The sequence below is a fragment of the Candidatus Saccharibacteria bacterium genome, assembly GCA_016789455.1.
Classification (GTDB): Bacteria; Patescibacteriota; Saccharimonadia; order Saccharimonadales; family Saccharimonadaceae; genus CAIJKY01.
The window spans coordinates 1,212,514-1,224,794 of the sequence record JAEUQU010000002.1 but is presented as its reverse complement, the minus strand read 5'-3'; the positions used below and the strand labels follow the sequence as shown (position 1 = coordinate 1,224,794).

The following is a 12,281-nucleotide window of genomic DNA, read 5'->3' as shown; positions in this document are numbered from 1 at the left end:
GTTGCTGAAAGGGCTACTGCTGGGCAGCGGTGATGTTCACCATCCAGTTGACGCCGAACTTGTCGGTCAGCATGCCAAAGGTGTCGCCCCATGGCGCTTTGACCAGCGGTTCGTTGACACGGCCGCCTTCGGCCAGCTTGTCCCAGTAGCTGCGCAGCAGCGCTTCGTCGTCGCCGCTCAGGGTCAGGCTGACCTTGTCGGCGTTCGCCTCACCCATGCCCTGGGCGGTGTCGGCGGCCATCAGCTCGATGCCGTTGTCGCCAGTCAGGACAGCATGCATAATCTTGTCTTCGTCGCCTTCACTAACCGGCATGCTGCCGGCGTAGCTGCCGTAGGTGTCGCTCTGGACGTCGCCGCCAAAGATAGATTTGTAGAATTCCATGGCTTCACGGGTGGTGCCAGGGAAGTTGAGGTAGGTGTTGAGCTTTACTGCCATGATGAAATGTCCTCGCTTAGATGTTACTTCTTATTGTACGCGTTGCGGTGGATGCCGCAATGTTAGCGGGGGTCGTCGGATGTTGGAGGGGACGAAGGCGCTGGTGATTCCGGAGCAGGTGTTGGAGCAGGCGTTTCAACGGGCGGCGCGAATGGATTGGGTGCAACGACTGGCGCTACAGAAGGTTCACTGACGGGTGCCGGCACGGCAGGCTGCACAGGCGCGGCATTCACCGCTTCATCCTCCCGCAGATCCGGCCGCCGCACCGCAAATCCCAACACTATCTTGATGATGAACAGCGCGCCAAAGATGCTCAGGTACATCGGCACATACGAGAACAGACCCATGACACTCAGCCCCACCACCGCCAGGAAGGCCGCCAGCGTCAGCTGGTCTTCGACCTTATGGAAGAGCTGGATAACGAAGCCGGAGACCACCGTAAAAACCGCCAGCACGATGGCAAACAGCCAAAAATCGCCCAGGATCAGCGCCAGTGCAAGCGGGAACAGCAGGTGGACGGCCAGAAATATGGCGCGCTGCTTGGTGCTGGTCTGGTAATGACGGTTAGTGGCACTGGTGAAGTTAGCCACGGCGCCAGCGGCCACATCAAAGAACAGGATGCTGACGAGCAGCGCCTGCCAGATTTCCAAACCGGATTCAAACAGCACCAGTCCGGCCAGGACTGCAGCCAGGAGTCCGGCACCGTACGTGAGGCTGATGCCCAGGAGTGTGGCCGTCGGGCCGTGAAGAAAATGTAAGCGGGGTGGGAGGTGTATCTGTTGGTCCATATACCCTTATCATACCAAAGGTAAAGCCCCGCCATAAGCGGCAGGGCCCTACCTTGTAGTGGCGTCCTGCCGCCCGGACGGGGCGACGGCTTAAGGAGCCGAAAGATGCGGATGGCGGGACGGCGGCTCAGCCAGACGTCTCAGGCGCCACCACCTCCGCATCATCAGCCCGTTCGATGAACCGGACGCCGCCCCGCTCCGCGGCCCAGATGCCGAAGTAGCGGGCCTCCGCCGAACAGTCGTCGGCACCCGCTGGCACCAAAGCCAGCGTCAGGCCGCTGGCAATGGGGTCCGCCAGGCGTTCAGGGTGGGCGAAGATCACGCGCCAGCCGCCTTCGGTCTGCAGGGTCACGCTGCGGTCGAGCCAGCGCAGGACCCGCTGTCCGCCCGGAGTGTTGTTGCCTTGCAGCATCATGTCAAACGGCGCAGTGCCGTAGTCGCCCATGGGGTCGAAGCGGCCAGCCAGCAGGCCCTCGACGATGCGCGCCAGGACACTCTCCATGCCAGACGGCAGGGTCATGACATCTCCGTTTCATTCAGGCCGGCGTGTGGTTTCGTCGGCGGGTAGGCTTGCTATACCACGTTATTGACAGCTATCCGCTTTCATTCTACATTGTATACGTCTCATCCCTTGGCGTCCGCGCCATATAGCAAGGAGAAGCCCATGATGCTCGTCCAGATGCTGGCCAACACCAACAGGGTGTTCGGTAGTCCCAGCGCCTGCGAGAAATTCCTGGATGGACTGCGCATCATCCTGGCCGAATCCCTGGCCCACACCCTGCCGGACGGCGACACGTACGCGCCCGACCCCCAGGAGGACATCGCCATCCTCGTCGTCAACACCGACCCGGACGTGCGGGGCCAGAGTCCGGTGGACATCGTCCTGATCATCCATTGCCCCGGCTCCTTCGAGCTCCAACTCAAGCGCATGGAACTGGCGCGCGAAATCCGGCTCCGGACCGAGGTCCTGCCGGACGGTCACGTCGTCGGCGTACAGCTCCTGCCCGTGCAGGCGGGGTGGTCGTCGCCGGGCAAGGACTGAGCATCACCCGCCCCACACTGGGGCATCCACCCCCGACGGCCCCTGGCCCGCTCGGGGGTTCGTCATGTCCGCAGTATGGCGGGTTGTATTGACAAAAACTTATATTCATTCTAATCTATACATGTCCTATCCGCTGGCGCAGTGCGCTGCGTCATGAACGAAGGAGCGGCTCATGCCTCTCGCCCAGGTCATCTGCGACCCGTACACGGCCCTCGGTGGCAGCCGGGGGGCCGCGCAGTTCATCAAGGATGTGCGGCCCCTCATCGCCGAGGCGCTGAGCTGCGTCACCAATGACGGCAGCAACGGCACGCTCGACCCGACGACCGACATCGAGGCCTACATCCTCCAGATCGACGAGGGCATCAGGGGCCAGAGCGAGTTCGACCTGGTGCTCAGCATCGAGTGCTACGCCTACCCCGACCGCGAGGTCAACAAGGACGACCGCACCCGCAACCTGCGGCTCGCCATCGAGCGGCTGCTGCCGGGCAAGAAGATCGGCATCTGGCTCAAGCTGTTGAACGCGTCGTGGTCGTCGGCGAACGACAACTGACGGCCACGTCCCCGTCTGGCCGCCCTGTCCGCAGTACGCGGGCAGGGCGGCCGTCACCCCTGGGCACCAATCATTTCTACCCCCGACGGCCCCTGGCCCGCTCGGGGGTTCGTCATGTCTGACGGCGGTATCAGTATTGACAAAACAGATATTTTATTTATAATAGTGTAGTCTCTGCACACCCCACTAGCAAGGAGTGCCCATGGCATCGTACCTCGTCGCCTTCATGAGTGACGCCGCGCAGCCGCCCCGCATCGACAACTGCGTCGTCGAGCTGCCCGACGGGCCACTTGACGAGCAGACGATGGTGGAGCTGACCGCGAAGATCATCAGCAGCACCAACACAAGCAGCGCACCGCTGCTCGGCCTTGACCGGTTGCTGGGCTCCAGTGAACATCCCAGCGGCAGACAACACTTCTGCTACTACCTGACGTTCGCCACCCTGACCACCCTCAACGCCGGCACCATCAACATCAGCTACACAAGCAAGAGCCTCATCCGCGACCGTCCCATCGTCACCCTCGATGACGTCCGCGAAATCGAAGCACTGCTACTGAGCGAGACCAGCGGCGATGCACTGCGCCTGCTCGGCTGCAAGCCCCTGCAACGCCCCACCCCGGGCTGCTCGCCGGCTTCCGCCAGGCAGTCGCCAGGACACACGGCACACAACGGGTACGGAGAATCCGCGCAATCTGCGGGCGGCCGTAGCCACTCTACACCCCCGACGGCCCCTGGCCCGCTCGGGGGTTCGTCATGTCTGGGGATAGTACTTGTGTGCCCAGTGCGTCTCGTAGAAATCCGTTCGGCCCGGGTCGCTGCCGTGCGGCCCGCGCTCGATGGCATAGTGAAACTGCTGCAACGTTTCGCCGATATCATGAATGACGTGCTCATGCTCCGGCGTAGTGGCAATAATGCCGACCGGCTCGCCGTATGGCTCCACTTCCCCGCCTTTGACTGTGCGGACGGAGAGCATGACGGCTTCGGTGACTGCGCAGTGGGGCTGGGCCAACCGTTCCAGCTCCTGCATGGGCACGACGTCGCCGTCGTCGTAGCCGGCGCGGCGGCGGCCCATCATGGTGTGGAGGGCGCCGCGTGGGATGATGTCATGTTCCAAAGATTTTGCGCCCAGTGTCTTGCCGAGGCTTTCTGCGGCCGCTTCGCACTCGGCTGTCGTTGCCTCAAAGTAGCCAGGGCGGGTTTCGGGCCATTTCAGCAAGGTGAGCGATGCGGGGCGAAGAATATAATAGCCGACGATTGCGGCGCCGGTTTGTTTTGAGTAGGCGTTCAGTATCCGCTGAAGCGCGTCGGGACTGTGAATATGGTTAAGAATAAGCCGGGCTGACCAAAGTTCTGAGGTGGCAATAATGTTTTGCGTCGTTTGTGCGATAGGTAAAATCTCCCGTAGTACTGGTTGTGACTGTCACTTGTTTCCGCCTTCAGTATAGGCCCGTTGTGACGATGTGCGCTATATTTAGCATATGCAGAAACATCGTGTCCCGCGCCGTGCGCAAGCGATCTTAGCGGTAAGCGCCGTGGCTCTATTCTTAATTGTCATGTTTGTTGCGTCACAAGCAAAACCAATTCTTCCAGTAATCCGTGATGGCGCACAGCCAACAAAGAATGAATTTCAAGATGAGCCAGCTTTTAATTCTCGGACCCCGCCCAACATACGGGCAGTTGATGAAATTCAAAGCATAACCACAGATGCTACGGCTCTAGCTGGCTGGGAAGCTTACAAAGATACGGCATATGGCGTGCAGCTTGCCTATCCTACTGAATGGACACTGGCCGCAGATTACTCCGCTCCACACTCCGGCCCAGACTCAGGCAAAACATATAATATTGTCTTCAAAAAAGGAATCCACGTACAACGATGCTGCACACTCCAGATTGAGCAAAAGAACTTTGAGACCGCGATAAATGCGTTCGAGGCAAACGACGATGAGGATGACGGCAAGGTAACTTCCGATCCGTATCAAGCATTTTCAGACATAAAAGAAAAAGATGAGTTTTTATTTAACGGCATGCAAGCCGTCAGGTTTAAAGTATTTAATAGACTTTCGAATGAACCAAGTGGAATCTATCGATATGATTACTTCATCAAAGGCAATGATGATCTCCTGTACTTCTACTCAACCGTCATCTTAACCCCCGAAGACGAAGCGCTAGGCGAGAAAATCCTCCGACACATCGTATTGCAGTCCTAGCCGTAGACAGCGAAGCGGTAGATAATAGAGTCATGACACCACATAACCCCGCATCCCCCATCCAACCCTGGAAAGAACTCTCCCGCACCCAAGTATTCAAGAAATACTCCCGCAGCATCGACGAAGTCACCTTCGAGCTGCCCGGCGGCTCCATAGAAAAATACTACATCAAGAACGAAGGCCACACCTGCGCCACCCTCGGCCTGACCGACGCCGGCGAGGTGATTCTGGCGCGCCAGTTCCGCCCCGGCCCCAAAGCAATCTTGCTGGAGATACCCGGCGGCTTCATCGGCGAGGATGAACGGCAACTGGAGACGGCGCAGCGGGAATTCACCGAGGAAACTGGCTACACCGGCGAGCTGGAGTATGTGGGCAGCTGTATTGATGATGCGTATTCTACCGTGCGGCGGCATTGTTTTGTGGCCAGGCATTGCCAGAAAGTCAGTGAGCCGGAGCAGACCGCCACGGAGCACACGGAAGTGGTATTGCTGAGCGTGAAGGAGTTCCGTGCACTGCTCCGCTCTGGGGAGCTGACGGATGTGGAGGTGGGGTATCGGTGTTTGGATTATTTGGGGTTGCTGTAGGCTGGCGTGAAGATACTACTACCATTCGTCATTGCGTCTTAGCCTGAGGAGGTATGCTCCCAATAGCACACTTACAAATGCTGCCACGACATACAATATCTGCATAATGCCCGGCACTACAATCGAACGGTACAGAGCGTCCTGGTCAGTGCCGGCTCCGATGATATATCGGAATGTGGCGGCACCTCCTGTGCACAGTACACTTATTGCGATCCACGCCGTTGTCGCCAGCACCGCATACTTTAAACATTGACGCATTACATTGGCCTGATATTCACTCGTTGACAGCCAGGCCGCAATAAGAAAATAGAATAACGGCACAAGAACCAACCCTCTAAATAGTACTTCCCGCGTTGCTGTGTATGCAGGATACTCCCACAGCAACACTGCCAGATTGGCGAATATAAAACATACGAGGCCCATATATGGCACGACTATAGCGGTCAGTGGCAATGTAGCATATTTAGAAAATTGGGAAGATTGGTTTTGCAAAACATGTGTTCGAGCCCTGGAATGCCTTCTGCTGCCAGCACGAGCGGTCTTACCATAGCGAAGCCTTACATAAGCAGCGACAGCTAGTACAAGAACCAGGGCAAGGATTGAAAAGTTGAACAAGCCATAAGGAGTGCACTGAGGGCCTCCACCATAGCTACCTGAACTTCCAAAACCAATAGATCCTAAGTAGCGACAGCTTGGAGGAAGCGAAGTAGAGTCGGTACCGCTAGGGCCTGGACTTAAGTCTGATGCCGATATCGCGAACATGCCTTAAGCATAACAGAAAAGCACAGGGCCACCTTTCGGCAGCCCCGCACTTCAATATTCGATAGGCTAAGCCTGCCGGCTACCGCCCACCAACAGAATAGTGATAATGCCCATGATCCGGACACTTCTCATAGTTCCGCGCGATGCCATACCGCCCGGCAGCATTGTCCCCGTGCTGGATGTTGGGGTCGTAACAACCGATATCAACGGCCTGTCCCTTGTGGTGCATCGAGCCCGCGCCGGAGTGGCACTGGCCGAACAAGGTGGTGATGTCATAGTGCCCGCGCGATGCGTAGTCGACCAGGAAGCGCAGGAACATCGGGTCGGGCCCGATGGCCGATGGCAGCTGGTTGGCATACCAGCAGCGGGTGGACAGCCGGGCGTTACCGCCGTCAGCGATGTCCTGCAGCTGCAGGCTGGCCAGCGAACGGTCAGCGCGGTCACTCGTGGGGTTGTCAGTGTAATCGAGGATGCGGATACGGTTACTGTTTTGGAAGCCCAGAATCTGCTTGGCCGAGGTCTGCTGCGTCACGTGGTTGTACATCGTGAACTCCTGACGGCCGTCACCGTTGGTGTCGACGGCCAGCGGCAGTTCATCAACGTTGGCGTTCTGGAACGGGAAGCCCCAGTAGGTGCCGTTGTCGTTACGGACGGTGACGCGGCCATCGCGGTACACTGCCAACTCCTGGCCGAATTGACCATTGAAGTTAATGGCAAACGGCAGATCCGCGGCATTGGCGCCGGCAAAGTCGACGCCCCAGGTCGTACCGTCACCACGCAGGAAGGTGAAGCGGCCATTGCGGTAGACGCCGAATTCCTGCTGACCGTCGCCGTTAGTGTCAACCGCCAGCGGCAAATCCATCCGCCCGGCGCCCGGCAGCGTGACGCCGCCGTAGGTGCCGTTGTCGTTCAGCCAGGTAAAGCGTCCCTGGTAGTAGACGGCAAACTGCTGGGCGCGCTTGAACGGCGTGTCATTGCCGACGCGCATGTCGACCGCCAGCGGCACTTCGCCAAGGCCGCCGCCATAGAAGTTAAAACCCCAGAGCGATGCGTCGTCGCGACGGATGGTCATGCGGCCGTTGTAATAGACTGCCAGTTCCTGCTTGCCGTTGCCGTCGGTATCGATGGCGAACGGTGTCTCACCCAGGCCCGCGCCCGGGAAGGTCACGCCCCAGTACGTACCGTCATCTTTAAGGAAGGTAAAGCGGCCACCAGAACCGGCATCCACCTCGCGGTTGGTTACTGCCCCACCAATAAAAACGGCGGCCATAATGACCACCACCATGCCTGCTATCCGTACTGATTTTGCCGACTTGAGCCAGCTTGCGAAACTCTTCATCACACCCTTTTGATGATTTGTCACTTGTGCCTTTCTAATGTACTTGTGTACCTATTACGGTTAGGCTTTAAGTATAGCAGTTATGCTTAAATCTGGAAGTGCGCCGGAATCCTTACGATGTAAACTGCCACCGTACTTCACACGCATCCAAAATCCACTGTATAGTATCTGGAGTCCCCAGTTTTCGCCATTCTTCCACGTCAATATGCATACCCGTAGCTTTACGTATTTGTTTCTTATCTGGAGCCATTAGTGGCATATCATAGGTGGCATTATTCAAATAGGCTGCGAGCTTCCTCACTAAGCCAGCATGTTTCATTGCCTCTATGAGTACTTCGATGTCTGCGACTTCTTCTGTTGTTTCAGATGCCTGCGAGGCATGTATCCTAAACTGTTGAGTGGCAATTGGGCGCTCAAGTCCTTTATCAAAGCTTCTTTCGATGCCAAAGTAAGCATATTCCCTTGCCAACATATCTGTGACGTTATTGAGTAATGCCGTAGCAACGATATAAAAAAGAGGCAGGGCTGCATCATTGGCTATCGTCTGAGCATCTCCTAAGACAATCTGGCACTCTGCACTTGTAAAATCATTGCTTTTTGCCGGGTACAAGATCAATGGATCTTCGTGTCCATCTGTTTGATTGACAATTGAATCGTTGGCCACACTGTGTCGCCACACTATTTTGTCAATCTGCTTCAATACCCGTATCACTTTTTGCTCGTCAGCTTCGGCGTAGCACTGCTTCTCGGCCAGTATTTCAATCAATGCCATGCTCACCGAATCACCACTAAAGTCAGGCAAAACACTCGTTAGCTGCAAGGCCAATGCCTCCGCCTCTGGAGTAAACAGGAATGTATCGAGCTGGATTAAGCCATTGGCATAGGTTTTGGCATCATAGTGATAGTCAACGTAGGTATATAACTTGTGCGATAGAAAAAAATAATCTAAGGCATAGCAATAGAGGTGCTCGTAAAGATGTGCGGTATTTTGGGTGGTGGTGTTTTTGTAGATGGATAGGCGCTGCATAGATTATTACGGAACTCGTTGCGACAAAGGAGACCTATAGCTCGTACCGGAATAATTGATAGCAATCAACAGACCCAAGCTCAAAGCCATCTATCTTCTGGGGCACATGCTCAGCTGTAAAACTTTCAGGGCGTGTTATTGGCTTTATCTTCATAACATAGTTCGTAAATTTCGCACAGAACGGCGCACTTGTTGTGATATCCAACTTGCCATCAAGCCAGGCAAGCCGCACCGAATACCCGACAGTCCTTACATTTTCGGCTTTTGAGTATGTTGCAATCATTACGGGTATGAGCGGGCCATACAATTTCTGTAGATAACGACGGAGCCTTACAATAGCGTCTTCTGTCGCCGCTTCAGCCGCATCGGTATCCCGTACACCAATGTACCGCTTGGCAACCTCGCGCAGTTCATCCCATATTTTACGATCGTCCGCCGCAAAATAATCGGGTTTGAATGCATCCGAGTCTAAACTGTCGCGCCATGGCAAGCCGCGCAGATCCTGCTCCAGCGTTATCATTGCTTCGTCAAAATCACCAAAAATTTGCTCATCAATCGATTGTCTTGCCGTTGACATTTCTTCGTCAGATACGTACATCTCGTCTTCTTCATCGTTGCCAACGCGGTCTTGGATGGCACTCATGTATGTGGTCCAGTTGTCATAGTTCTCGTACACGAGATTATCGAGTATGTCAGACGTATCCCGCAGGAACTGGCTATCCTGTAGCTCCTGGCCTTTTTCAATCAATCTCAGCAAGGCGCGCAGGGAGTGGCGGTAGATGGGATGGCGGGGTTCGAGGGGTGGAGGCATGGTCTCAGTATAACTTAAAGGCTTCTGGCCCCACGGGTAGTTACCAAATTAGGAGCACTTTACTCCCGCCCGCCACTACATCTCTTGCACAGCAGGCTCCATACTGAATTTAACCGAAAGCATGTCCAAGGCGCTCGCTATACTTTCTCTTGTAACATTACGCGACCAGTACGATGTACCGACAAAAATGCCTCCATACTCCAGCATGTTATGTTGCCCGGCAAGCATTCCTTGGTCATGGGCAGTAGATGTGGCAATATTGATTATTCGCTCCGCAGTCTCGGGCGTACGCAGTAAGCGTAAGACCTCGTCTGTTACCTCGCCTTCGCTGGAAAGTTTGGTATTCTGCCGCTTGTCCATCCTGTACCAATTTACTAATTGAAGGTGTTTATTTTTTTCCTGCCAAGCGTCATCCATGCTATAGCAACAGGAAGTCATGGCAATATCTTCCTGTAACGTGTGGTGAATGATTTTCGATAAGATAATCGCCAGAGGGAATGATATATCCGAGCCATCCGCAGCATTCTTGATTGCCACTTCTTGCCGTATTACATTGAAACCGTTGTCATCCCTCGGTTCAAGACTTATTATTTCTTGCATCTGATACAAAAACCCTTTAATCAGCCCCTCGCTTGTGGCGCTTACCCACCGCGCTTCGTTAAGCGCAGCCACACCGGCCAAAAATCCTTCTTGATCCACTTCAGCAACATTGGCGAGTTTTTCGGCCATTATCTGCAGTAGTGCCATATTAATGTGGTCTTCACTTAATGGTGTTCGATGCGAAAGTATTTTGGGTGCAAAGGCCATGGCCTTGTCAGAAAATAACGAAATTTCAAACCATAGTATGCCTTTATGGTATGTTTTTGCATCGAGTAGGTAGTCGAGGTACCCCAGCAGACCCTCTTGGCGAAGTTCAGCAGCAAGAGACATGGCAAACATATGCTCATACACGTGTGCTAGCTCGGGGTTGGGGGCGGACTTGGCAAATACTAAATGCTTGGTCATATCATCTACTAGTATAGCAACTAAGGTGAAGGCACCCCGGCCACGTTGCGCGGCCGGGGTGCGGAGTGCTTGGATCCAATGAAGCCAAGGCGCTCAGGTCAGCCGCGGCGCCTGCCGCCGCCGTTGCCCTGGCCTCTCTTGAGGGAGTCGTGGTGCGTCTTCTTGGTCTGCTTCTTGGCGGGCGTGAACAGCTGCTCGAGCGGCCCCTTCTTCTTGCCGGACTTCTTGTTGCCGAAAGAGATGAAGTTGGGCTTCTTCTTGGGCACCAGGTGCTCCCTGCAGAGTTGGGCAACCTAAGGGTCGCGAGTCGCCCGGCGGAATGCCGAGTCATAGTATTTTACTATATTATAAAAATATGTCAAATATCACCTAAGTAGTTTGTGTAGTACAAAGGAAGACTTCGCCGAGCGCATTACCACTCCTTCTGTTGCCGCTTTCTCAACAGATAAGAATATAACCCGCCACTGGCTGCTATCGCCCAGCAATAGGCCCATTCCCATCTCGTCACTATGCGCTGGGCTTCAAAGCCAAGTAAGTTTATACAAAGTATAAGCCCGGCGATAACCAACAGCACCGAAACAAATGAATAGACCAGACTTTTGAAGAGTACCGTATGCATGCTATACACGCCAGTAGACAGTAAAAACGCCAAGAAAAAGAATACGACCGGGAGAATAAATAGTCCTCCCACAGTCGTTAGTTCCAGGAGACCCACCGGACTAAGCAGCTTTGCCATATCCCACTGAAGTAGTCCGTAGATAAGCATTCCCGCGTAAGATATCGTCACAAGATAAAATAGCACCGATTTAAATACAGGCTCAGGGTACGGCCGCTTTGGTCGCTTGCGGCCATTTTTGCTATTTCTATATCTCAAAACAGCAGCGCTCACGAGAATTGCCAGGAGCACGACCCATAAGATATTGATGAGGCTAAAGACAGAGCATTCCAATGGTCCGTGATGTGAACTTGGATTAATTCCCATCAACTCTCCGTACCAACAGCCTACTGGCAGGGTATCTGACGCGAGAGGTTCCCATATGTTCATATAGCTACCACTTCCCTTCTTTCCTCATCAACCAAATATACCCACCCAGCATCAGCGCTACGACAACCGCAGTCACATACACCGCCTCAACATTCTGCAAAAGTGACCCGGATCCACGAGTGAGCGACCGTGTTTCTTCCATCGCCACAAACCACAGCATAACTATCTGCACAACTACTCCCGCAAGTGTATACCCCAGCGACACAACAAGCATCCTTGATGTGTGGTACACACCAGTCGACAACAGCACCGCCAGCATATAGTACATGAGCGGCATTAGTATGATTCCCCAGTTCGCAACAGTCCACCACATATCAGCGTCGCTCCTTGGCGCATACATAAGCGTCCTCACCAGAAGTAACGCCAGTAAGCTGGTATAAGCTACAGCCACCAACGAAAATAAGCCCACCTCAGCGAGCTTCCCGCCTGGCAATAGCGGCTTTTCTTTGCGCCGCAATGACTTACGTTTTTTAGATTTCATGATGTCTTTTATTTTGATAAAGACTGCCGCCGCCAGTATCACAATCAGCAAGATGTAGGACATGCCGTAAAAGCTCAGCACCGTGCACTGCTCGCCGTACTCCGGCCCGTAGTAACCATCGATTGTCCTGCGCTGCACAGTGGCATCCTTCACGACGACGCTGCACCCGGGCGGCAAAGGGCCATAGGTGTTTGCGAGGGTGTG

The 12,281-nt window shown here is 54.7% G+C and carries 15 protein-coding genes; 5 read left to right on the top strand and 10 right to left on the bottom strand.

Features of this window, described 5'->3' with window-relative positions:
• Positions 1–13: 13 nt before the first annotated feature.
• The 3 genes from JNJ66_07505 to JNJ66_07495 all read right to left on the bottom strand — a co-directional run bounded on the left by JNJ66_07505 (position 14) and on the right by JNJ66_07495 (position 1,744).
• Positions 14–436, bottom strand: a complete 423-nt coding sequence (locus JNJ66_07505; protein MBL8160271.1) for a VOC family protein — start codon at positions 434–436, stop codon at positions 14–16.
• Between the two features lie 62 nt (positions 437–498).
• A complete protein-coding gene (locus tag JNJ66_07500) occupies positions 499–1,224 on the bottom strand; it encodes a hypothetical protein (GenBank protein ID MBL8160270.1) in 726 nt (241 codons plus the stop codon).
• A 127-nt stretch (positions 1,225–1,351) separates the two neighbouring features.
• Positions 1,352–1,744 (bottom strand): hypothetical protein, encoded by a 393-nt coding sequence (locus JNJ66_07495; GenBank protein MBL8160269.1) that lies wholly within the window; start codon positions 1,742–1,744, stop codon positions 1,352–1,354.
• A 66-nt stretch (positions 1,745–1,810) separates the two neighbouring features.
• On the opposite strand from JNJ66_07495, the gene JNJ66_07490 reads away from it, so the two are divergent.
• From JNJ66_07490 to JNJ66_07470, 5 genes are all read left to right on the top strand, one after another.
• On the top strand, positions 1,811–2,266 hold the full coding sequence (locus JNJ66_07490) for a hypothetical protein (protein ID MBL8160268.1): 456 nt from the start codon (positions 1,811–1,813) through the stop codon (positions 2,264–2,266).
• Positions 2,267–2,438: 172 nt separating this feature from the next.
• Complete coding sequence (locus tag JNJ66_07485) at positions 2,439–2,816, top strand: hypothetical protein (protein MBL8160267.1); 378 nt, start codon at positions 2,439–2,441, stop codon at positions 2,814–2,816.
• A gap of 202 nt (positions 2,817–3,018) precedes the next feature.
• The gene (locus JNJ66_07480) at positions 3,019–4,092 is read left to right on the top strand and encodes a hypothetical protein (GenBank protein MBL8160266.1); all 1,074 of its coding nucleotides are present in this window, start codon (positions 3,019–3,021) and stop codon (positions 4,090–4,092) included.
• A gap of 202 nt (positions 4,093–4,294) precedes the next feature.
• Positions 4,295–5,023, top strand: a complete 729-nt coding sequence (locus tag JNJ66_07475) for a hypothetical protein (GenBank protein ID MBL8160265.1) — start codon at positions 4,295–4,297, stop codon at positions 5,021–5,023.
• Between the two features lie 32 nt (positions 5,024–5,055).
• On the top strand, positions 5,056–5,607 hold the full coding sequence (locus JNJ66_07470; GenBank protein ID MBL8160264.1) for an NUDIX hydrolase: 552 nt from the start codon (positions 5,056–5,058) through the stop codon (positions 5,605–5,607).
• An 841-nt stretch (positions 5,608–6,448) separates the two neighbouring features.
• On the opposite strand, the gene JNJ66_07465 is transcribed toward JNJ66_07470, so the two are convergent.
• From JNJ66_07465 to JNJ66_07435, 7 genes are all read right to left on the bottom strand, one after another.
• Positions 6,449–7,708: a hypothetical protein gene (locus JNJ66_07465; GenBank protein ID MBL8160263.1), complete on the bottom strand. Its 1,260-nt coding sequence runs from the start codon at positions 7,706–7,708 to the stop codon at positions 6,449–6,451.
• Between the two features lie 112 nt (positions 7,709–7,820).
• Positions 7,821–8,735, bottom strand: coding sequence for a hypothetical protein (locus tag JNJ66_07460; protein ID MBL8160262.1), 915 nt, complete (start codon positions 8,733–8,735; stop codon positions 7,821–7,823).
• 34 nt (positions 8,736–8,769) lie between these two features.
• Positions 8,770–9,546 carry a hypothetical protein gene (locus tag JNJ66_07455; protein MBL8160261.1) on the bottom strand — a complete coding sequence of 259 codons (777 nt, stop codon included), beginning with the start codon at positions 9,544–9,546 and terminating at the stop codon, positions 8,770–8,772.
• A gap of 75 nt (positions 9,547–9,621) precedes the next feature.
• Positions 9,622–10,551, bottom strand: a complete 930-nt coding sequence (locus JNJ66_07450) for a hypothetical protein (protein MBL8160260.1) — start codon at positions 10,549–10,551, stop codon at positions 9,622–9,624.
• Between the two features lie 98 nt (positions 10,552–10,649).
• Complete coding sequence (locus JNJ66_07445; GenBank protein MBL8160259.1) at positions 10,650–10,817, bottom strand: hypothetical protein; 168 nt, start codon at positions 10,815–10,817, stop codon at positions 10,650–10,652.
• Positions 10,818–10,963: 146 nt separating this feature from the next.
• On the bottom strand, positions 10,964–11,533 hold the full coding sequence (locus JNJ66_07440; GenBank protein MBL8160258.1) for a hypothetical protein: 570 nt from the start codon (positions 11,531–11,533) through the stop codon (positions 10,964–10,966).
• Positions 11,534–11,600: 67 nt separating this feature from the next.
• Positions 11,601–12,215, bottom strand: coding sequence for a hypothetical protein (locus tag JNJ66_07435; protein ID MBL8160257.1), 615 nt, complete (start codon positions 12,213–12,215; stop codon positions 11,601–11,603).
• Positions 12,216–12,281 lie beyond the last annotated feature (66 nt).